We start from the raw sequence: 22,271 nt of genomic DNA, 5'->3' as shown, positions 1-22,271 counted from the left end.
AATGTCCTGATCAGCGGCGTGAACGTCTCGCCCACGCTAATTCGATTTGTTTCATCCGTGTTAGTGATTCCAACACAAGGTTGCGTAAGTGTCGACAAAAATCTTCCATAAATAAAGTGGCTTGATGTGATTTTCTGATTAAAACTGCATCAGTCACTAATTTAAACAAATCAAAAGATTCTTGCAGTTCACGTCGTGAAATATTCAGTGTCAGAAAATAACTGCGTCTGAGTGATGGCAACAATTCTTGGTAATAACGCATCAGGTAGGTATTTCCCACCATTTCATGCTGACGAGCCATGCCCTGAAAAATCAGATCATAAAACTTTTCGGTATTGCCTTGGCGAGTTTCTACATCTAATTGTTCAAGTAATAACTGAATACGCTCAGCTTCATGGCTGCGCCACGTTTCCGCCATACGATGCACAATTTGACCCAACAATAATGCTGCAATATCAAATAATGAGCGCACTTGTAAAGCCGACATTTCAGAGACTAAGGCGCCACGTCGCGGGTAGATTTCAATGAGCTGGGTCCGTTCTAAAATCAATAAAGCTTCACGAACAGAGCCACGGCTCACATCCAATTCGGCCGCAATTCTGAGTTCCTGAATACGCTCGCCTTCGACCAACTCACCGCGAATGATTTGTTCACCGATGTGTTTGGCAATTTGTTCTGACAAACTGTCCGCTTCTTGTTGTTGCATACTGTTCCTATCTTTTTTTTATAAGATGCAATGTTCAGATTTACACTCAATCTATTTGCATTAGAAACGATAAGCAACCTAATTGAACATGACATTGTCTGACAATCTTGTGTCAACAAAGCCAATTTTTTCAGTCAAAACGGACAATCATGCGCCAAAGGCTTGCATACCTTGGTAAATAAAATAGCAGCCGACTGTTGTTAATAAACATGCAAAACAACGCTTTAGCATAAATGGCGACAACATATGAGCCACTTTCGCACCCAATTTCGCAGTAATGAAGCTCATGACACTAATCCCGATAAATGCATAAATATGGATATAACCAATGGTATTGGGAACCTCGATATCGGCATGATGACCAAACCACATAAAGCCAAGGGCCCCAGCAATCGCAATCGGTAAACCACATGCAGCAGATGTCGCGACCGCTTTTTGCATAATGACGCCATTTTTATTCAAATACGGGACGGTTAAGCTACCACCACCAATACCGAAGATCGCAGAAGCAATCCCAATACCACCGCCTGCTGCCATTTGCATGGTTTGTGAGGGTAAATGTTTATTCGGATCGACTGGTGTCGCTGCACCGCGAAACATTTTAAAGGCCACCCAGACCGCAAAAAAGCCAATTAACAGTTGCAAACCCTGTCCTGATAAATAATCTGCAATGCCTGCACCGAGAAATGAACCAATCACCAAACCCGGTGCCAAATTCCGAAAGACATTCCACAGCACAGCACCTTTTTTATGATGCGCCGAAACCGAGCTGAGTGAAGTCACAATAATCGTGGCCAAAGAGGTGCCCACCGCCATGTGCATAATCACACTGGGGTCATACTGAAGTTGGGTAAAAACGATGAATAAAATCGGCACAATAATCAGGCCACCGCCAACACCAAATAGCCCCGCAGCAAAACCAGCGATTGCACCAATCAGTAAATATATGATTAACTCCATCAATATTATTCCACAACTCTCAGATTCAAATGGATTTAGAGACCAGACACTTACAGCAATTGCTGAGCACAGTACCTCAACCGCCTGAAGTTTTATTACTGAAGCCCATAACAACTTCGACCAATGACGATGTCCGTGAGATTGCCAAAAAAGGCATTCAACATGTTTTGGTATGCAGTGAAGAGCAAACTCAAGGCCGTGGGCAACGCGATCATCAATGGGTCTCACCCGTTGGTAATATCTATTTAAGCACATTGCTGAATTTACAGACAGCAATAGATGGACGGCTTGCACTCGAAATTGCCTTAAATATCTTGCAAATGCCAAGTTTGCAAAATCTCGCATTACAAGTGAAATGGCCCAATGACCTGTATAGCCCACAAGGTAAATGGGGCGGGATTTTGATTGAACCGATTTCGCCACATCAAGCGATCGTCGGCGTTGGGATGAACTTATTTCCGATTCCATCCACAGGAATTGAGCAGCGCGCAACCTCGTTATCTGAACTCGGACTTCCCTCGCCAAACCGTTTACAGTTAATCGCTGAACTCTATGCAGCGATTCAACTTGCAGGTGAATGGTTCGATCATAACTGCTATAACCTCGCTGCAAGATTCAACCATTATGCTGCATTTATGCAACAGCCTGTTGAGCTTGAACACCTACAAGGCAAAAGCCAAGGTCTCTTTCTCGGTATTGAAAATGATGGTTCGATCAACATCCAAACTTCGCAGCGCTTAGAAAATCATTTCCAAGGTCGCTTACGTTTAGCAGATCAATCATAAAACAGGATTGCAAAGGCCTACTGATGAAAAAATTATGGCTCGATGTCGGTAATACTCGGCTGAAATACTGGATTACTGAACACGATCAAATCATAGAACATGCTGCGGAACTGCATTTACAATCGCCTGCCGAACTCCTACTCGGTTTAATCCAGCACTTTAAAAGTTTGGACTTAGATCAGGTGGGGATTTCCTCGGTACTCGACAAGAAAAATAATGATCGGATTCAAAAAATTCTTAAATTTTTGGCCGTTCCTGTCACTATTGCCAAAGTTCATGCCGAATATGCGGGCTTACGCTGTGCTTATGAAGACACCAGTAAATTCGGGATCGACCGTTGGCTGCAAATGCTGGCAGTGGTCAAAGACCCTACACAAAAATACTGTGTGATTAGCTGTGGAACAGCACTCACTATTGACTTAACGGATGGATTACAACATTTAGGTGGCTATATTTTGCCAAATTTATATTTGCAACGTGATTCGCTCATCCAAAACACCAAAGGCATTAAAATTCCAGATGCCATCTTTGACGAGCTGTCTCCTGGTAAAAATACCATTGACGCTGTTCATCATGGCATATTGCTCAGTTTGGTCAGCACCATTGAAAAGGTGCTTGATAAATATCCCAGTCGCTTAATTTTAACTGGTGGCGATGCTGCGCTATTTGCCAAATACCTGCAGCGCTTTACGCCTGAAGTCCATAATGATCTGCTTTTAAAAGGCCTGCAAAGCTATATTGGCCAACAACCGTAAATTAAGCGCGGATCAAATACGGCACCACAGCATTCCAGACTTCGGGCAATTCGGTACAGCCTTCAGAGTCAATAAAATGCCCCTGATGACGCGCTTCAATCACCTGTGCATCTAGGCTTTTTGCCTGAGCCAAGCTGAATTCGGGTTGCACTCGCTCATCGCCTTTTGAATAGATCACTACCCGATGCTCAACCTGCTGTTTTAGCAAGTCAAAATCTATTTTAGCCGCATCAATAAAAGGATTCACCTGCTCTAGACGTCCCAAGCGGCCATTAAAACCGGCCGCAAGCACAAGAGCTTTTATGTTCTGATGCTGCAGTTTTTGCGACAGATAATGCAGTGCAGCGATACATCCCAAACTATGGGCAATTAATATAGAGTTTTCATTTAATGCGTCAATCTGCGCATCCATTTGCTTCATCCACACATTTAAGACGGGTGTTTCGGATGGATCAAGCCGAAGCACCTTAAGGCTGACGCCCGCTTTTTTTGCCTTTTGCGCGATCCACGGAAACCAATTCTCTTCAGGGCTCGCGGTATAGCCATGCACCACAATTACTTGCGCCATTTCATGCTCCATTCCTCTTTTTGAATTCAGTCTGAAATAAAAATTAGAGATTGAGGGTAAACAATTGTGATTTTTTTGCAAAACTTGACTATTTGCTAGAACACTTTCATGAGCTGATTCAAAATATCCAATAATTCTGGAAACATTATGAAGCCGTAAAAGTCCTGTATTTTCCCTTCAGTGTTCTACCTTTGGATCACTATTGATAACTTCAGCGTGAACGGTGGCGGAACAAAAGGATCATTACTGGACAGCATGCGCACGGCCAATGGCAAATGCTGATGCAGCATATGACGGTTCAATTTGCATTTTAAAATAAAGCTGCCTAATTCAAAAAAAAATTAAAGGAATATACAAATCCAGAAATAAAAATGCCCGCTTAAATCTTGCCTTACCGCTGGCTGAAATGCGCTGTCAAACAATACAGCGCTGTCAGACAACCCAAACTGTGCACAATAATAATTTTATTTTCATCGAGCTTAGGTATTTGCAGGGAAATAAACTTCTAACAATGGTCAAAATCTGGTTGTACTGCATTTGCCATATCAATGCGCCAAGAATAATGTCCTACCCCTTGCTGCTTTTGTCTCAATAAGGAAACTAATACTCATTAAGGGAAGCCTGATGAGCATGAATCAGATAGATGTTATGGCTCTCTGGCGTATGAGGTGTATTCATTATTTGATGCTTATTTTGGGTAAAGCTTTCAATTTGCAGTTAGGCAAACTTTCACCTCTGTTTTAGGCCTGTCATCAACACGGTCTCAATCTCAATTTGGCATGTTTTTGTAACGATTTAGCTCAATTGGTATTTATCAGTTCGTATAGAAATTCCTTCATCCAGTGCTTACTTATAATTCTCGTAGCAATTTTTTGAATGCGGTCTTATCAAGTTTTAGCCATAAAAAAAGGCGCTGAATGCGCCTTTTTTAAGTCCAAATTACTTCGGATCTTTACTGCCGAACAATGGACCCATGCCACCGCCGCCAAATTGCTTTTGCATGTTACCTAATGATTTCATCATTTTTGCCATACCCGTTGGGTTGGCAAATTTCTTCATCATTTTCGCCATTTGCGCATGTTGTTTGATGAGTTTGTTCACTTCCGCAACATCCATACCACAGCCTGCTGCAATACGTTTTTTACGGCTTGGATTCATCAAGTCTGGGTTACGACGTTCTTTAATGGTCATCGATTGAATAATCGCTTCCATTTTCTTCACTTGCTTTTCAGGATTTGCTTGTGCAATTGCATCTTGAATCCCTGAGTTGCTCATGCCTGGAAGTTTATCCAAGAAGCCCATCATGCCGCCCATTTTGTTCATTTGTTCAAACTGCATAAGCATATCTTCAAAGTTGAAGCTACCGCCTTTTTGCAGTTTTTTCGCCATTTTTTCGGCTTTTTCTTTGTCGATTTTACGTTCAACTTCTTCGACCAAAGAAAGTACATCACCCATACCCAAAATACGCTGTGCGATACGTTCAGGATGGAATGGCTCTAGGGCATCGAGTTTTTCACCCATACCCAAGAATTTAATTGGCTTGCCAGTAATGGCACGAACAGAAAGTGCCGCACCACCACGTGCATCGCCATCTGTTTTTGTCAGGATCACACCGGTTAAAGGCAAAGCATCGTTAAAGGCTTTTGCAGTATTCGCCGCATCCTGACCGGTCATGGCATCAACCACGAACAATGTTTCAGTTGGCTTAATTGCTGCATGTAGCTCTTTAATTTCATCCATCATTTCGTCGTCTACATGTAAACGACCTGCTGTATCGACAATCAAGACATCAGCAAATTGAATTTTTGCTTGCTCAATCGCACGATTTGCGATGGTAATCGGTTTTTCGTCTGCGCTAGATTCAAAGAAAATCGCGCCAACTTCACCTGCAACTGTTTGTAGCTGTTTAATCGCTGCTGGACGATAAACGTCGGCAGACACCATTGCTACTTTTTTCTTTTGACGTTCTTGTAAGAAACGTGCAAGTTTTGCCGCAGTAGTAGTTTTACCCGCACCTTGCAAACCTGCAAGAAGCACAACAACTGGTGGTTTTGCCGCTAGGTCTAGGCTTTCATTCGCCTCACCCATCATTTTGGTCAATTCGTCATGAACGATTTTGACGAAAGCCTGCCCCGGTGATAACTGAGTCATCACTTCTTGGCCCAATGCTTCTTCCTTAACTTTCGCGATGAATTCACGAGTTACAGGTAACGCAACATCGGCTTCAAGAAGTGCCATACGTACTTCGCGTAACGTATCTTTAATATTGTCTTCGGTTAGCTGCCCTGAGCCAGTAACATTTCTTAAACTCTGCGTGAGTCGTTCTGTTAAGGTATCAAACATTGCAAAATCCGCTTAAAATAGCCATGAGCAAAAAATTGTTTCTTAAAATAGAAAATTTATGCATAGAATGCTATAGGATACTTTAGTTCTTGCAGAATTTATATAAATGAATATTCAACATCCTGAAAAAGGTTTGACATGATCAGTCTCCCCTTGGTTTACACGATCCTAGCATTAATCGCTTATACCACGTCTTTTTGGTATTTATTCAGCCATTTAATGTCTAAACGTGCGCCGAACCATTGGTTTATTGGTGTTGTACTTGGTTTAGGCATGTTATTGCATGCAGGTGTTTTATATAACGACATGTTGACACCTATGGGTGTCAACTATGACGTGTTCAACCTGATGTCTTTTACTTCAGGTCTCATGCTATTACTCAGTGTATTATTTAGTACCTATCGTCCTGTGCTTGCGATGAACCTATTGGGCATTCCTGTGGCAGCGATGGGATTGATTTTGGGCTTTGCATTTAGTCGACAAAATCAATTTATAGAACAACATTCACTGGGTTTAGACATCCATATTATTTTGTCACTTTCCGCATATGCCGTCCTGCTGATGGCAACAATTCAAGCGGTTATTTTGCGTTTACAAGACCGTGAACTAAAAAACAAGCAGAAAAAACGTGTATGGGTGAGCCTACTTCCATCCTTCCAAGCCATGGAATCTTTGCTATTTGATTTATTGATTGCAGGATTTGCACTACTGACCGTGGCGCTTGGGTTTGGTTTCTTCACCATCGATAACTTCTTTGCACAGCATTTGGCGCATAAAACAGCCTTTAGCATTATTTCATGGTTCGTCTATGGAGCTTTGCTTATTGGACACTATCGATTTGGCTGGCGTGGTCAAAAAGCTATTCGCTTTACCATTATTGGTTTTTGTCTTTTGGCAGTCGGCTTTATTGGATCTAAGTTTATTTTAGAAATGGTTTTGGGCCGCTAAGTCGACGATGAAACGATTTTAAGTTTTATTAAGAAGGGAGCTACAGCTCTCTTTTTTTATAGCTTGATTATTCATATAAAAACAACAGGCATAAAAAAAGCGCTATACAGCGCTTTTTTTTCATTACGTCTAAATTATAGAGCAACGATGTTTACAGCATTGGGGCCTTTTTGACCTTGAGCGATGCTGAAAGAAACTTTTTGGCCTTCTTGCAAAGTTTTGAAGCCAGAACCAGTGATTTCGCTGAAGTGAGCAAAAACGTCAGGACCGTTGTCTTGTGCAATAAAACCGAAACCTTTAGTTTCGTTGAACCATTTAACTGTACCAGTAACTGTATTAGACATAATAATACCTATTAATTTGTTGATTTAGCCATTGGATGATGACTGACTATAACTTGGAAAATAATAAAGAATTGAACTTCATTTCTGTAAAAAACGAAGGATTATGACTAACACTGCGATACTTAAAGAAAATTTACGAAACAATACTTTTTTTCTAGTTGCAGCCATCATACATGAAATCTTAAAAGATTCAAGCACAGTATATGTTGTTGATTCCATTAAAAAACAACAGTAAAAGCCATCTTCTTATTATTACTATCCATATGTATTTACTCATTTTATTGTTAAAGTTTTATGTCAGTCAATACTTTACGACTTTGGTCCTAATTTCACCAAATAGTTACATAAAATCTTGTCATTTCGTATTCCGCGTCACCATAAGCACAAAACCTAGACATCCCTTTCAAAACCACGTATAACTCCGTTTTTCAATTTTTGGCTGTGTGACCGTGAAACTTGTTCTTGCGCCGATGGAAGGCTTAACTGATCCAATTATGCGAGATGTGTTGACGCATGTGGGGAGTTTTGACTGGTGTGTAACCGAGTTTATCCGTGTCACAGACTCTGTCCTGCCCGATCATATTTATCATAGCTACTGTCCTGAACTAAACAATGAAGGCAAAACTGCAGCAGGAACACCGGTTCATGTGCAGTTCTTAGGTAACAATCCCACTATGCTCGCGGCAAATGCTGTACGCGCCGTAGAACTTGGTGCCCCTGCGATTGATATGAACTTTGGTTGCCCTGCAAAAACCGTCAACCGCCACCGTGGCGGTTCAGTTCTGCTAGATGAACCTGAAGTGGTGTATGAGCTAGTCAAAGCTGTGCGTGACGCCGTTCCGAGTCATATTCCTGTATCGGCAAAAATGCGTTTGGGCTATATGGACCGTAACTTCACTATGGAAAATGCGCATGCCATCGAAGATGCCGGAGCTGCATGGGTTACAGTCCATGCGCGAACCAAAGCCGATGGTTATACCCCGCCTGCCTTTTGGGATCAGTTGCAACCGATTCGTAAAGCATTGAAAATCAATGTGATTGCCAACGGTGAAATTTGGAACAATGCCGATGCTAAACAGTGCCAACTCGAATCTGGCTGTGAAGACCTAATGATTGGTCGTGCTGCGGTGACCACTCCTGACATTACACAGTGTATCCGTCGTAATACCGATGAACCGCTGATTACATGGCATGAACTACTTGGATTACAAATTCGTTTCTTAAATGGCTCGTATAAAAAAGAAATGAATATGGTCGGTCGTTATAAACAATGGCTCGGCATGATGTCTAAGCACTATCCAGAAGCCAAAGTCCTTTGGGATGAAGTAAAACGTGTCAAACCACTCGATGAAATCGTGGAAAAACTCAAAGCCGGTATGTAAGTTTTAAAACATATCGCCCAATGCGAAAACGAAAATAAAAAATCATGATTCACATATCTAAGCGTAGCCGCAAAGCATTTGAATACACCTACAATGTTCAAAGGCTTTGTTGTTTGGCAAACTCTAAAATTGCTTCTATCTCATCTGCCAAAAACTCTTTCGGATATTCCGAAGTCGGATTCATCACCAAGCTTGCACCTTTGGTAATGGCAAATAATTTTTCAGCACTGATCATGACAAATTCTGCTTCTGCGCCAACATCCTGTTGAAGCATCGCAAGACTCAGAAAAAATGGAATGGCTTGCTCGCCCAGCTCCGTTTCCATCAATTGAAAATGCAGATGCTGCTCAGCATCACGCTCACCCAAACAATATACTTGGCTGGCTAAAAGTTGCTGATAAAAGTCTTGATATTGCTCAGGATGATCTAAAGTCGATTCATAAAGATGTTGGAGGGAATCTTGCATATATATCTCTTTTAATTTTAATTGATCATAATTTTTTCAGTTGAATTATAATCAATTTATCAAACTTATTGAAATTATAGAAAAATGGCTAATAAAGGTCATGTGTACGAACATTTTGCATATGAATATTTTAATTCCTTAATTAAGCAAGGTTACTTTCATTTTCCTGTTACACAATGCCGTTTAACTAAGCAAAAACCTTTCTATTCCAAAGATAGAGAGAAAAACATTTATTTCGATCTTGTTTTGGAAATATTTCTACCAAACCAATCAGATCCTTTTTTAATATTTGTTATTGAATGCAAGAATTACAATCATAAAGTTCCTGTAGATGATATTGAAGAATTTGCCTCAAAGGTTGATCAAATACGTTATCAAAAAATTAGTCCAATATGTATAACTACCGTTGGATTTCAATCAGGCGGATTAACATTTGCTAAAAATAGAGGAATTACTCTATGGAGAGTAGTACAAACAACTTCAGAACCAGAGATAATTTTAAATCGTCAAAAACAAAGATCCAAAGATTTACAACAAGTAATCGAATCAGCTTTAACAAACGAAAAATATAATAGTTGGCAATATGGAAACATCTTTATTCAATCACCTACTAGATTCACTTTTTACCCTAAAGAATTTATCTATGATCTCCTAAAATTAGAACCTTTAAAATTTAAAACACTAAAAAACAATAAATTAGTTAAAAAAAATGTTCCTTACCTATCAAAAAAACAAATTTCGGTATTAGCTGAAAATTTATATAACAAATATAAAAATACATATGGAGAGTTAGAAATTCATAGAATTTTGGAAGAATTAGATATTTCTTTAGAAGTTAAGCATGAATTACCTTTAAATTTAGATCGAATAGAATATCAAGCAAACTATTTTGCTAGCTGCCTTTTATTGCCTGAAAAAACTTTGACACATATTTTTTTAAATTTATTAGAGAGACATAAAGTTAAAAATAGAGGTTTTTCATTACTTTATATCGATAATCAACCCTGCAACCTTATTAATTACAAAAAAATATGTCTTCCAATAGCAAATTTCTTTGATGTTTCGCAAGAAACATTAAAAATTCGGTTAACAGAATTAAAGTTAGCCGAGTTTCATTTTAGTAAAATACAGCAAGAGACATTACCTAAATCAAATTTTTTCTAATTTCAATAGAATATCTTTATTTTCTAGACCGCCCGCAAAACCCACTAATTTTCCATTTGCCCCCACGACACGATGACAGGGTGCAATAATTGAAATTGGATTTTTACTATTGGCTGCACCGACAGCACGTACGGCTTTGACATTGCCGATCTGCTCTGCAATTTGTTTATAGCTGCGAGTTTCTCCAAAAGGAATCGTCAATAAAGCTTGCCAAACTTGTTGCTGAAATGCGGTACCTTCAAAGTCTAGCGGCAAGTCAAATTGCTGTCTTTTACCCGCAAAATATTCATTTAATTGCTGTGCGGTTTTGAGCAAAATCGGGTGTTGCAGATCTTCAACCAAAGCCGCCAATCGCACACGATTTGGATTTTCATTTTCCCAAAGAACAGCCACCAATGCGGTTTCATGTGCAACAAGTTTTAATTGTCCAACCGGCGAATTTAAAAACTGATAAGAAAGTTGCATGAGATACTCCAAGCTCAAAATCGCAGCACTTCATTATTCAGGAGGACGATAATTTCATCAAGACTAGTCCTGAAATAATCAGGACCGCAGCTAGCATACGCATGGCATTGGCAGGCTCACCCAATACAACGATGCCGAGGATAAATGAACCCACTGCACCAATGCCTGTCCACACTGTATAGGCTGTACCCAGCGGTAAGGATTTCATTGCATAAGACAATAAAGCAAAACTTGCGATCATGAAAACAATGGTCAAAATACTTGGCGTCAGTTTGCTAAAGCCTTCAGAGACTTTCATACAATATGCCCAGACTACCTCAAGCAATCCCGCTACAATTAATAAAACCCAAGCCATATTTTTACCCATAAAAAAAGCACAGGGGTCAATGACCGCTGTGCTTTAGAACATATTAACTTGAAGATAATTTCATCAAGATTAGACCAGAAATGATCAGTACTGCGGCTAACATCCGCATGGCAGTTGCAGGCTCACCGAGTATAAAAATACCCACGAGGAAAGAGCCAATCGCGCCGATTCCTGTCCAAATGGTATAAGCCGTTCCTAGAGGCAACGTTTTCATGGCATAGGCCAATAAACCAAAGCTCAGGATCATAAAAAATAAAGTGACTAAACTTGGGCCAAGTTTTGTAAAGCCTTCTGAGAGCTTCATCGAATAGGCCCAAACGATTTCAAAAATACCAGCGAATACTAGAACAACCCAGGCCATGATGCCTTCCTCCATATTAGTAGAGTCAGGTCGTCCTGACGATTTTTCTTACTGGCTTTGAACAAAGATGTAAGGGAGGTCGTTCCTCCGAATATTGTCTCAGTATAGCAAATATGCTGAATTTTAGTGCAGTCTTTACATTTTTTGACCAAATTCAGGGCGTTATTCAGTTAAGGAAAAAACTTGTGCAGATGAATTGCGCCAAAACATGGCATATCTTTTCACAGGACAGATTCAGAGATAAAAAAGGCACCACCAAAACCAGTTGATGATGCCCTCTTTATTTGGTCTATTGGCCGATTAGAACTTCAGACGAAGGCCTGCGCCATACCACCAGTGTTTTTCACTTCCAGTTTCAGCTTGCCATGCCGTATGCTGATTTCCTTTTTCGTAGCTGTAAGCAACATCGATAAAGGGCATCAGCTTTTTATTGATTTCATAGCGTGTTTCTAGCCCTAGCCATACAGAACTGAGTCCTGTTTTTTGTGCATAAGCAGAGTCATCACTCAGCACCACATCTAGGTTCAAATATGGTTTTAAAATCAATTTTTGCGTCAGCAGCAAATCACGTTCGGTTTCTAAAGAAAAACTGACCTGTTTATCTGCACCAAGATATAAATAAGCATCGGTTTCAAAGAAATACGGTGCCAGACCATGCAAACCCACCACAACATCTAACTGTTCTTTGTCCGTCACTTGATGTTCATCGACCCGATAACGCGCACCAATTTGCGCATCCCAAAAGTCGGAGATCATACGGCTATACATCAATTGAGCCGCATAATCAGCGTCTTGAGATTCTGCTTTATCGGCATGTAGTTTGATGAAGAGCTTATTTTCATCGGTCCCGATTCGACTCTCAATTTCGGTCTTTAAACTTCCTTGGCCATCGGCATTATTGAGCCATCGATTGTCCATCTCAGTCGCTTGATAAATCTGTCCACCATGTTCACGCTTATGATCAATGGGATGCTGCGCAGAATCAGCACGTGACGCAATAGATGATGCTTTTGCATGTTCTACATGTTCTGCATGTTCTGCATGTTCTGCATGTTCTGCATGTTCTGCATGTTCTGCATGTTCTGCATGTTCTGCATGTTCTGCAGTATGCTCCATCTTGTTCGATTCGATCCTTGTTTGCATCACTTGATACAACGAATCATGTGAGGAATGCGACTCATGTTGAGCTGACATCGGCATGCTGTGATATGCATCTTGCGCCATGGTCATTTGAGTGACCGATGCCAAACCTAAACTCAGTACTGTATATGTGCATGATTTAATGATGCGCATGAGACACCTCCTTTTTCGGCACAGATGCTGTTTTCGTATTCTCCGCGACATTTGCGACCACAAGTTTATTCATCATCCCTGCGGACATGTGATACAGCAAGTGACAATGAATCGCCCATTCCCCTAATTCATTGGCCGTTAACAGAGCCGTCACTGTTTTCCCCGGCGGCACAATCACCGTATGTTTATTTGGCATTTCAGAAGACACTTGCCCATTTTCCAATTGCATAAACATGCCATGTAAATGCATCGGATGCGCCATCATGCTGTCATTGACAAATTTCAGTCGGATTCGCTCACCATATTTCACTTTTAGTGGTTCAGCTTCGCTAAATTTTTTGCCATTCATGGTCCACATATAGCGTTCCATCGTTCCACCCAAATGAATGACTAAATCTTGCGTCGGTTCACGTGTATCAGGCTGTGGCGTTAACGCTTTTAGATCACTATATTGCAGTGCCTTATTACCAACAGGTGTTGAAGCATTGGCCCAACCCATAACCGTTGCTGAATTTTCAACTGCCTGCTTCTCCTCTTTAGACTGTGCATGTTCCATCGCTGTATGCATATCATGTTTCATGGATGAATGATCCATCACGCTATGATCCATATTGGCATGCGCTGAATCAGACATGTTCTGTTTATGCATCTCTGGATGTTGCATAGTAGTATGTGCAGTCACTGGAGAATGCTCCATGTCATGTCCCATAGCTGCATGATCATGAACTTGTTTCGGCTGAATATTTGATGGATTGACAGTATGCGCGCTGTGCTCATGAGCATTCGCTTGTTGGCTTGCTGAAGTTTGGGTTGAACCTGTAGCCATATGTCCCATGTTGCTATGGTCCATACCCGACATTGAACCATGGCCCATATCTTCCATGGTCAGCAAAGCGCGTGGCCGAGCTTTTGGCATGTGAATGCCTGAGTGCTGAGGCTGCGTTTCATCATGTAAAGTGCCTATCGCAAATCCTGTCCGATCAATCGACTCAGCCTCTATCTGATAGTGCGCAGATTTAGGCTCTACGATCACATCATAGGTTTCCGCAGCACCAATTCGGAATTCATCGACATTGACCGGCTTGACCGCTTGGCCGTCTGCACTGACCACCGTCATTTTGAGCTGAGGAATGCGCACATCAAAAAACGACATGGCCGCAGCATTTACAAAACGAAGTCTGACTTTTTCATTGGGCTTAAACATCCCCGTCCAGTTCTGCTGTGGTGTTTTGCCATTCACTAAAAACGTATAACCCGTGACATCAGACAAATCCGTTTTCAGCATTCGCATCTGATTCCACATCGAACGATCTTGCCAAGTGTTTTTTAAACCTGTTCGTTGAATTTGCGTCCATACATCTGAAACTGTTTCACGCTGATTTTGATAGTATTCGGCAGACTTTTTCAGATTTGCCATAATCTGAGCGCTAGATGATTCATGAAAATCCGACAACATGACCACATAATCACGTTGAGTCTGTTCATGTGCGGCAAGTGCTTGTTTACCTTTCGGATAAATTACCAAAGCGCCATACAATCCGTCTTGTTCTTGGCCTTTGGAATGCGCGTGATACCAATAGGTTCCGCTTTGACGGACTTTAAATTTGTAAGTAAAGCTACCGTCGGGCTGAATTTCATTGAAACCATTAAAACCGGGTACACCATCCATTAAACCGGGCAGTAATAGACCATGCCAATGCACCGAGGTATTTTGTTTTTTGAGCTGATTATGTACATGGATGACCGCATCATCGCCTTCTTCAAACTCCAGTAAAGGCGCTGGAAACTGACCATTGACGCTGATTTTCTTGACCGCTTTACCAGTCAAATTGATGGTCTTTTCATCAATATTCAGATGATATTCTTTAATGGCTGCAAACGCCCACGTTGGAGACAGCAGACACACCCCGAGCACGAGGCATGATTTAGATAAATTAGACATGACTTAACCTTTATAAAATAACGAAAAAACGTATTTAATACTCAGGTTAAGCTTGCGGAGGTCTTAGAATTTCTTGCCAAAAGCCTTTTAAATGCTGTCCAGCAAAAATGAAACGAGGAGGTTCTGCATACTGATACACATGGAAGGTCTGCAATGCGACCAAGGCGCTATCGACATAAGAGGTACTGATTTGGCAATGTGCGAGTGTACAGTCCTGACAGTCTGTACTTTGTGTTGTTGAATGATGCACCTGACCATCTTGCAGTGCAGATGGCGAATCTAAAGATTGATGACAGTCCATCATTGAAATGACTTCAGGTGTCGTCTGCTTGCCATGATGTGCTGCATGCTCTGGAACAGCTTGCCGCTGATTTTGATGGCAATTTGCTATATTTAAATGTGAAGGATCAGTATGTGCTGCATGAACTGATGCCTGATGGGCATTCGCAGTCATCATTTGTTGATGTTGAAAATTTTGCTGTGCACTGACCACACTGCTCCACCCCATGACAAACGCCATGAGCCAAGCAAAGCCAAGATGCTTACGCAAAAAATTGAACAATTTAGTTTCCTAATTCAACCCAATGATGCACTGTGACAATATATCCCTATTAACACATCTTTAGAAACATCACGCGATCGGCTCAGCCGAAATCCACATGAAACACCATGAAGATATTATTTACGATTCAAATGCAATCACATGACATTTGTATCAACATGACATGCAGCTCGACCGATTTATCCATCATGAACGATACATTCAGAAATATCTAAAAGCACTATCTAGTGCGATCGATGATGTGTTTTGCCAGTCGCAGCTTATCTCAATTGTTGCTAACAGCATAATTAATTGTGCAGTTATTCACAACAGTTTTAAATTTATTGCGCTGTCATAAAAATCAGCGCATAACGTCCTGTTAAAACATAAAAGTTATTTTTTAAACTGATTAATTATTTACCACAGATTAATAAACATACAGCATTTCAAACACTTTACCCCATAAAAAAAGGACTCAATTGAGTCCTTTTTATACTTAATACGTCTAATTATTAAACTATTGATGCACAATCGTTTATAATTTATCCAAGTTATCCATATAGTTATCTACACAGATATCCATACGGTTATCCATATAGTTATCCACAATCAAGAAATAACTTATACCCAAAGGCTTAAGCCTCTTGAGCATGCACTTTTGCCAACTCTGAACGCATGTCATCAATCACAGCTTTATAATCAGGCTTACCAAAAATCGCTGAACCTGCAACAAACATGTCTGCACCGGCTTCAGCAATGTCACGAATATTGGCTGGAGTAACACCACCATCCACTTCTAAGCGAATATCACGACCTGAAGCATCAATAATTTTTCGTGCTTGACGCAGCTTTTCCAAAGTCATTGGAATGAACTTTTGACCGCCAAAACCAGGGTTCACACTCATCAACAAGACTTGGTCAACTTTATCTAAAACATAGTCTAAATAATGCAGAGGTGTCGCAGGGTTAAATACCAAGCCCGCTTGCGCACCACCAGATTTGATTAACTGTAAAGAGCGGTCAATATGGTCAGTCGCTTCTGGGTGGAAAGTGATGATATCTGCGCCAGCTTCCAAGAAATCACCAATCATACGGTCTACCGGTGAAACCATTAGATGCACATCAATTGGCGCCTTAATGCCGTATTTTTTCAATGCCTTACAAACGCCCGCACCAAAAGTTAAGTTCGGTACATAATGATTATCCATGACATCGAAATGAACAACATCTGCACCTGCTTCTAGAACGTTTTCAACTTCTTCACCTAAGCGCGCAAAGTCTGCTGACAAAATTGAAGGTGCGATTAAGAATGGCTTGGACATGAAAAACCTAGCTTTGAAAAGGGAGTGATTGACGCATTATAGCAAATTGTCCCCCTATTCGCTGCCCACGCCCTCAGTCGTTTTTTCGATACTGATGATTGATATCTCTATAATAAAAAAACCTAGGATGAACTGATGTTACGCAGTAATATCAGAAGCGAAATTTGATTCAAATAAAAAACGATACGCGGTAACGTCATCCGCAATTGTTTGAGATAGCACGACTTCTCATCAAATTTTTTTGCAATACTTTAAATAAATAGACGCTAGAGAGCGAGTTTTGCGGTGAGGAGCATTGCTCCGCAAGATGGTTTCCTTGCGAAGCTTCGCTTCTCATTTTGCCTAATGAGAAACATCGTTTCGTAAGAGTACCTCCAGCCGAAGGCTAATCCCTTTATTTAAGTCCTAGATGTAAGACTCCGTCGAATTGACTTAAATATCATTTTAAAAAATGCAAAATTATTTCTTGCTTGCGTAACATCAGTGATTAATATGGATAAAGATCTCAGGGATAGAAACACAGCGTTGCATTTTTAGACTTAACGGGCATCTATGTACTTTGCTAAGTTAAAGGACTGACGACTTAACAATAAAATTGCAACTATGAAAAGCTCAACACACATCACCACCGCCCAAGCAGCACGTGTTGCTAAACGCTTAGTCAATCATTGGAAACATAAATTTGAAGTCAATGAACAGCTCATTGGAGAAAATACTGCATTCAAGATTCAACTGCCCTCTGCAGAGGTCAGTCTTTTACCACAAGCTGCATTTTTAGATGTGGTGATTTCAGCCCAAGATCCAAGTACAAATCTAGATCAATTGGAACATGTGGTATTAGATCATTTGATCCGCATGGGACAAGAAGAACTCAGTGCAACATGGCAACGCGAACCGTAGTCTACGTCGCCATATTGTCAAAGCCTTTCACTCAATGCTGATGTGATTGATAATTTCTAACTGCATCAATACGGGCTTTCGTCGCTGGATGTGACTCAAAGAAGTCTGTCCAAGATCTCTGATCTTTTGCAGTTTCATCCTCTGCACCTTTCTCTTTTGCTGTTTCACCATCAGCTTCATCTTCCATACGTTGTAAGAAGTTTGCAAAATGTGCCGTTGGAATTTGATGTTTTGAAAGTTGTTTTAAGGCATATAAATCTGCTTCAGATTCAAAGTCTCGTGAGTAACTCGCACCCACCGCAGCAACCGGTAAACTGGTAAGAATGTCAGAGCCATCCCCCGTAATCATCAACAAAATAATACTGATGCCTAAACCTGACAAACTTTGCTGCAAACTATGGCGTTGGACTAAATGCCCCTGCTCATGTGCCAGCACACCTATGAGCTCATAATCATTTTTCGCTAGTTTAACCAACTCATCTGTCACGATAATGGTGTTATTGGGTATCGCCAATGCATTTGCACCGATGCTGCCACCACCGCGGAATAACAACTTCGCAGGACGATTTTCAGCCACCAATTGTTGATATTCTTGCTTCAACTTGTCTTGACGTGCTTGTGGCAATTTTGTGGGTTCAGTCATATCGATAATATATTTTTCCGCCTGATCCCCCCAACTCTTTAACGCTGTCTCAGGCAGTTGATTGGCCACCACATGTGATGCCGCAGGAATGCCCCATTTAATCAATAGAAAAGCAAAAGCCACCACGAAAATCACACTAAAAATGATTAAGGAGGGCGAACGCTCTAATTTCCAAATCGAATGCCAACGTGACTTTACGTCGAGATTGAACCACTCTGGCAAAGGTTGATGAAACTCTAAACGAGCATCGTCCTTTAACTCAATCACTGGCTGAATATCACCCAAAGCACCGATCAGCGTCATATCTTGATAGGTGTAATGCTGTGTTAGTTCTAGGTCTTGACCATAACGCACAATCACAGCATGCTCCCCATCTGCACTGATTTGAGCAACAAAGGGTTTTGACACTTTCCCATCATAATAGGTTGCATTCACTACTGATGTTTTCATGTAATTCACCTGCGTTATAAGGAAATATCTAGGTCAAAAATATCGGATAATTCTTCAGCAATCGCATTGTGATCTTGCTGCATTTGATTTTGTAATTGGTCAGGATCATCGACCAACATTAAGTGTAAAGATTCAGTCTGATATTTATATAGTCGTACAACTGCCCATGGTGTCAGTAAACCGAGGCTAACCACTTTAGCCAACCAATTGCTCAAGACAATCCATGCATAGCGCCATTGATTACAGTCCGTATGAAACTGACTGCGGCTCAACGTGGTGTTATTCCATGTGGTAATAAAAATACGTGCAGCTGTGAGTGGCCAAATAAACATGTAGCCAATCAAATACATACCAAAAATAATGAAGACATAAGATGCGTCATTTAAACCATCTGAACTACCAAACAATATCGCAAAGATCACCGCCAGCAATGCACCAAAGCCCATAAACAGAAATAAAGGCACATACATGGCACGCATATAATCGCCCCAAGTATTATTCAGATTAAATTTCAACTGCCCCAGATACAAATGATTCAGACATTCACGTTTATATAGCCAGATCGCAACTGGTGTAAACAAACCAAGGGTAAAGACAACCACCGCAAGACATTTGACAAAACACCAATACGCGCTTTTATTTGTCCCTGAAAAAAAGAATCGGCTATTACTAAATTTACTGTTGCGAGCACGGAAACGAATCGTAGATCGAATAAGCCAAGGAACCGCAAAGAAAATCAGGACAAATCCCGCTAAGAAAGCTTCCCAAGAATACTTTATAGCAAAAGAGAAACCACCATAGACCACTAATGCAATGATTCGTCCAACTAAAATTTTTGTAGGCAAACCAGTAAAATCAAAACGACGCTGAAACACCCAAGTATTACCGTAAAAATAACGTAAACGGCGGACCTTTGCCCAAGGCGCATAAAGTCCAAGCGTGACAATTGTCAGTAAGATATTCACGATCCAAATACCGAAATATTCAGATGCATTACCTTTAAACTTAAAATGATAATTTCGTCCCAAAACATTAGCCTGTTCTGTCTCACCAAATAGACTCGGTGGATTCATCACGGGCAGCTCTGGCGGAAGCGGCGTTTCCATTTGTGAATTTTGCATAAGTACCCTAAATTATTTTTTTTGGTATGTCGAATTTATTCATTTGCATGGCAATGCTTATCACCATGCTTTATTTATACGTGTATCAAAGCAAGCTATGCCTCAACACTTTTAACCACTGGCTTTAGAATTAATGAACTACTGTTTGCAATTGGACAGCGTGAAATTGCAAATGATCATCCATAAAACTTTGAATAAAATAATAACCATGATCATAGCCTGCATGTTCACGCAGTTCGAGTGGCTGTCCAACTTGCTCACACGCTTGCTGAAACAACGCCGGATTTAACTGGCTATAAAATTGATCATCAATGCCTTGGTCAATCAAAATGGCTTTAAACAAAGCCCCTTTTGTTTGCACTAAAGCTGTTGCATCATGCTGAAGCCACTGCTGACGATCTGAACCTAGATATTGACTAAAGGCTTTTTCACCCCATGGACACTGACTCGGCGCACAAATCGGTGCAAAAGCAGAAACCGATTTAAACAGGTCCGGATGCTTCAACGCTAAAGTTAATGCACCATGACCGCCCATACTATGTCCGAATATGCCAATCGCACCTTTTTGTACCGGAAATTCAGCCTGTACCAGCGAATACAATTCTTCAGTGATAAAACGTTCCATTTGATAATGCTCGGCCCAAGGTTGTTCCGTTGCATTAATATAAAAGCCCGCACCCTGCCCAATATCCCAATGATCGCCTTGCGCTACCTGTTCCCCACGTGGAGAAGTATCAGGGCTGATTAAAATCAGGCCAAGCTGGGCAGCTAAACGCTGAGCATGCGCTTTAATGGCAAAGGTTTCTTCAGTACAGGTTAATCCCGCCAAATAAAACAATGCAGGACACGCTTGGCCTTGTAAGGCTGCTTCTGGCAAAAAAATACCAAACTTTGTCGCGGTCTTTAGACTTAAAGAATCCAATTGATAAATGCGCTGCTCACCCGCAAAACAAGTATTTCGTTGTACTAATTCCATGATCTTTATCCTAAACTTTTTTAATCTTTTAAGGCGTAACCGTCGTAGCCGGTGCAGTAGTTGTCGGCGGGAACAATCGTTGTTCTAATTGAGGCAACATTAATGCCATGTTTTTCCCCATCGACCACTGCGGTTCAGAAGGTTCGAAACCTTGCGCGGCTTCCCATTTCGCTACAGTCGCTTTGGTTTCATTAAATGCCGCTTGAATACTGGTCTGCTCACGCATCGCCTGATCAAAGAACGCACGACCAAAATAGGTGTATTCAGCTTCATTCGAACAGCCAAAAGACTGTCGATCAGCTGCCGATGCAGTAATGATTAAAGTATTATCATTTTGTAGTGCTGGAATAAAACTTCCTGAATAACATGAAGAAATGACAATCACACGCCAACGAATTCCGGATGCATCCAAGGCTTCTTTTAACCATTTAGGATCGACTTGCGCCAAATCCAAAGGTGCATTTTCCATTTCAAAGACATTCGGTAAACCATGTGAGGTCATATATAAAAATAAGACGTCACTTTCTCGGTTCATCTGTTGACCAATACGACGCAGCGCCAACTCCATACTGGTTTTAGATGCCAGCGGAATTTCAGTGCGCGTTGCAGGGTTATTGATCAGCTCAACCGAACGCCCATAGGTGCCAAAACGTGTATCAAACTGTTCTTTAATCCGTTCAATTTCCAGTTTAAAGACATCTTGATAACTCGCACCTGCCACCCCTAAGAAGTACCAATGGGATTGGGCAAATTCACCATATTCCACTGCATCCAAGGATTTATTGAGTAAACGGCTTTGTGCATAAAATGCATCTTCAGCAAAGCTTGGAGGAACTTCTTCTACTTTCCAAATCGGCTGATCTTTGACTGAGACTTGCCACACGACCAAAGTAAATAGCGTCGCACCCATAATCAGTGCACGCTCCCACCATGGCCATTTCAGCTCACGTGAAAACACCCAAACGACAGCCAAACTTTGCCAAACAAATAGAATAATGAATAACGTTGGAATGTAGTCATACAGAAAGTATGGGAGAAAATCGAGATCTCCCAAATATTGAATCAAACATTGAAACAACATGATGTGCGTATCAAGCACCAACCAAAGCAATGCAGGGACCAACATTAACCGTGGATTATTTACACGTTGTGATAGGAAAATCCCCACAATTAAAGCAATAAATGGCCACAATGCATAACTTATAAGACCTTGAGCGTTAAATTCACCAATACGCCCCGTGCTCAGCCAACTAAATAAACTGTTAGCACAACCACCTAAAATCCCCCAAAACACCAATTGTAAAATCGATGGACGAACGATTTGTAAAGAACGACGAGACCCAAAAAATAACCACATCCCCGCAGTTTGGTTGCTTTTAAAATCATGCCAAAAATTGATGGAGGGTTTGAAATCAATCATAGAGTTCTAATGGTGGCCTTGGCTCGCTTAATTGCACAAATAATTTTAT

At 41.0% G+C, this 22,271-nt stretch carries 23 protein-coding genes; 6 read left to right on the top strand and 17 right to left on the bottom strand.

Features of this window, described 5'->3' with window-relative positions:
* Positions 1-10 precede the first annotated feature (10 nt).
* Positions 11-706 carry a GntR family transcriptional regulator gene (locus tag AC25JC_RS13795; protein WP_078191157.1) on the bottom strand — a complete coding sequence of 232 codons (696 nt, stop codon included), beginning with the start codon at positions 704-706 and terminating at the stop codon, positions 11-13.
* Between the two features lie 147 nt (positions 707-853).
* A complete protein-coding gene (locus AC25JC_RS13790) occupies positions 854-1,666 on the bottom strand; it encodes a sulfite exporter TauE/SafE family protein (RefSeq protein ID WP_486924252.1) in 813 nt (270 codons plus the stop codon).
* A gap of 29 nt (positions 1,667-1,695) precedes the next feature.
* Between AC25JC_RS13790 and AC25JC_RS13785 the strand changes: the two genes are divergently transcribed.
* Positions 1,696-2,451 carry a biotin--[acetyl-CoA-carboxylase] ligase gene (locus tag AC25JC_RS13785; RefSeq protein ID WP_486924251.1) on the top strand — a complete coding sequence of 252 codons (756 nt, stop codon included), beginning with the start codon at positions 1,696-1,698 and terminating at the stop codon, positions 2,449-2,451.
* Between the two features lie 23 nt (positions 2,452-2,474).
* A complete protein-coding gene (locus tag AC25JC_RS13780) occupies positions 2,475-3,206 on the top strand; it encodes a type III pantothenate kinase (protein ID WP_111884792.1) in 732 nt (243 codons plus the stop codon).
* Between the two features lies 1 nt (position 3,207).
* On the opposite strand, the gene AC25JC_RS13775 is transcribed toward AC25JC_RS13780, so the two are convergent.
* Together AC25JC_RS13775 and ffh are read right to left on the bottom strand one after the other, a co-directional pair.
* Positions 3,208-3,774, bottom strand: a complete 567-nt coding sequence (locus AC25JC_RS13775; protein WP_486924250.1) for an RBBP9/YdeN family alpha/beta hydrolase — start codon at positions 3,772-3,774, stop codon at positions 3,208-3,210.
* Positions 3,775-4,713: 939 nt separating this feature from the next.
* Positions 4,714-6,117 carry a signal recognition particle protein gene (gene ffh / locus AC25JC_RS13770; protein ID WP_078191163.1) on the bottom strand — a complete coding sequence of 468 codons (1,404 nt, stop codon included), beginning with the start codon at positions 6,115-6,117 and terminating at the stop codon, positions 4,714-4,716.
* 138 nt (positions 6,118-6,255) lie between these two features.
* Here ffh and AC25JC_RS13765 point away from each other — a divergent pair, with 138 nt between their 5' ends.
* Entirely contained in the window at positions 6,256-7,065 is an 810-nt protein-coding gene (locus AC25JC_RS13765) for a cytochrome C assembly family protein (RefSeq protein ID WP_486924249.1), read from the top strand.
* Between the two features lie 134 nt (positions 7,066-7,199).
* Here the strand turns inward: AC25JC_RS13765 and AC25JC_RS13760 are convergent, their stop codons facing one another.
* On the bottom strand, positions 7,200-7,409 hold the full coding sequence (locus AC25JC_RS13760) for a cold-shock protein (RefSeq protein WP_067761877.1): 210 nt from the start codon (positions 7,407-7,409) through the stop codon (positions 7,200-7,202).
* 449 nt (positions 7,410-7,858) lie between these two features.
* Between AC25JC_RS13760 and AC25JC_RS13755 the strand changes: the two genes are divergently transcribed.
* Positions 7,859-8,791: a tRNA dihydrouridine synthase gene (locus AC25JC_RS13755; protein WP_486924248.1), complete on the top strand. Its 933-nt coding sequence runs from the start codon at positions 7,859-7,861 to the stop codon at positions 8,789-8,791.
* A gap of 97 nt (positions 8,792-8,888) precedes the next feature.
* Here AC25JC_RS13755 and AC25JC_RS13750 read toward each other — a convergent pair whose 3' ends face one another.
* Entirely contained in the window at positions 8,889-9,257 is a 369-nt protein-coding gene (locus tag AC25JC_RS13750; RefSeq protein WP_486924247.1) for an SseB family protein, read from the bottom strand.
* Between the two features lie 84 nt (positions 9,258-9,341).
* On the opposite strand from AC25JC_RS13750, the gene AC25JC_RS13745 reads away from it, so the two are divergent.
* Positions 9,342-10,421, top strand: a complete 1,080-nt coding sequence (locus AC25JC_RS13745; protein ID WP_486924246.1) for a restriction endonuclease — start codon at positions 9,342-9,344, stop codon at positions 10,419-10,421.
* Here AC25JC_RS13745 and AC25JC_RS13740 read toward each other — a convergent pair.
* The 7 genes from AC25JC_RS13740 to rpe all read right to left on the bottom strand — a co-directional run bounded on the left by AC25JC_RS13740 (position 10,407) and on the right by rpe (position 16,712).
* Complete coding sequence (locus AC25JC_RS13740) at positions 10,407-10,886, bottom strand: methylated-DNA--[protein]-cysteine S-methyltransferase (RefSeq protein ID WP_486924245.1); 480 nt, start codon at positions 10,884-10,886, stop codon at positions 10,407-10,409. The genes AC25JC_RS13745 and AC25JC_RS13740 overlap by 15 nt on opposite strands.
* A 37-nt stretch (positions 10,887-10,923) precedes the next feature.
* Positions 10,924-11,241, bottom strand: coding sequence for a quaternary ammonium compound efflux SMR transporter SugE (gene sugE / locus AC25JC_RS13735; protein ID WP_078191206.1), 318 nt, complete (start codon positions 11,239-11,241; stop codon positions 10,924-10,926).
* A gap of 55 nt (positions 11,242-11,296) precedes the next feature.
* Positions 11,297-11,614 carry a DMT family transporter gene (locus tag AC25JC_RS13730; protein ID WP_078191168.1) on the bottom strand — a complete coding sequence of 106 codons (318 nt, stop codon included), beginning with the start codon at positions 11,612-11,614 and terminating at the stop codon, positions 11,297-11,299.
* Positions 11,615-11,914: 300 nt separating this feature from the next.
* Positions 11,915-12,907 carry a copper resistance protein B gene (locus tag AC25JC_RS13725; RefSeq protein WP_486924244.1) on the bottom strand — a complete coding sequence of 331 codons (993 nt, stop codon included), beginning with the start codon at positions 12,905-12,907 and terminating at the stop codon, positions 11,915-11,917.
* Entirely contained in the window at positions 12,894-14,849 is a 1,956-nt protein-coding gene (locus AC25JC_RS13720; RefSeq protein WP_180130264.1) for a multicopper oxidase domain-containing protein, read from the bottom strand. The genes AC25JC_RS13725 and AC25JC_RS13720 overlap by 14 nt, the downstream gene beginning before the upstream one ends.
* A gap of 46 nt (positions 14,850-14,895) precedes the next feature.
* Positions 14,896-15,411: a hypothetical protein gene (locus AC25JC_RS13715; protein ID WP_180130262.1), complete on the bottom strand. Its 516-nt coding sequence runs from the start codon at positions 15,409-15,411 to the stop codon at positions 14,896-14,898.
* Positions 15,412-16,025: 614 nt separating this feature from the next.
* Positions 16,026-16,712: a ribulose-phosphate 3-epimerase gene (rpe, locus tag AC25JC_RS13710; protein WP_078192356.1), complete on the bottom strand. Its 687-nt coding sequence runs from the start codon at positions 16,710-16,712 to the stop codon at positions 16,026-16,028.
* A gap of 603 nt (positions 16,713-17,315) precedes the next feature.
* On the opposite strand from rpe, the gene AC25JC_RS13705 reads away from it, so the two are divergent.
* Positions 17,316-17,612, top strand: a complete 297-nt coding sequence (locus AC25JC_RS13705; RefSeq protein ID WP_180085898.1) for a DUF2218 domain-containing protein — start codon at positions 17,316-17,318, stop codon at positions 17,610-17,612.
* Between the two features lie 31 nt (positions 17,613-17,643).
* Here the strand turns inward: AC25JC_RS13705 and AC25JC_RS13700 are convergent, their stop codons facing one another.
* The 4 genes from AC25JC_RS13700 to AC25JC_RS13685 all read right to left on the bottom strand — a co-directional run bounded on the left by AC25JC_RS13700 (position 17,644) and on the right by AC25JC_RS13685 (position 22,222).
* A complete protein-coding gene (locus AC25JC_RS13700) occupies positions 17,644-18,705 on the bottom strand; it encodes a M48 family metallopeptidase (RefSeq protein ID WP_486924243.1) in 1,062 nt (353 codons plus the stop codon).
* A 14-nt stretch (positions 18,706-18,719) separates the two neighbouring features.
* Entirely contained in the window at positions 18,720-19,826 is a 1,107-nt protein-coding gene (locus tag AC25JC_RS13695) for a YjgN family protein (RefSeq protein ID WP_180133844.1), read from the bottom strand.
* Positions 19,827-19,956: 130 nt separating this feature from the next.
* Positions 19,957-20,802 (bottom strand): S-formylglutathione hydrolase, encoded by an 846-nt coding sequence (gene fghA / locus AC25JC_RS13690; RefSeq protein WP_180133845.1) that lies wholly within the window; start codon positions 20,800-20,802, stop codon positions 19,957-19,959.
* A gap of 28 nt (positions 20,803-20,830) precedes the next feature.
* Positions 20,831-22,222, bottom strand: coding sequence for a C13 family peptidase (locus AC25JC_RS13685; RefSeq protein ID WP_180021433.1), 1,392 nt, complete (start codon positions 22,220-22,222; stop codon positions 20,831-20,833).
* Between the last annotated feature and the right edge of the window lie 49 nt (positions 22,223-22,271).

The organism is Acinetobacter sp. P37 (genome assembly GCF_057480965.1).
This window is presented reverse-complemented; position numbering and strand designations above follow the sequence as displayed.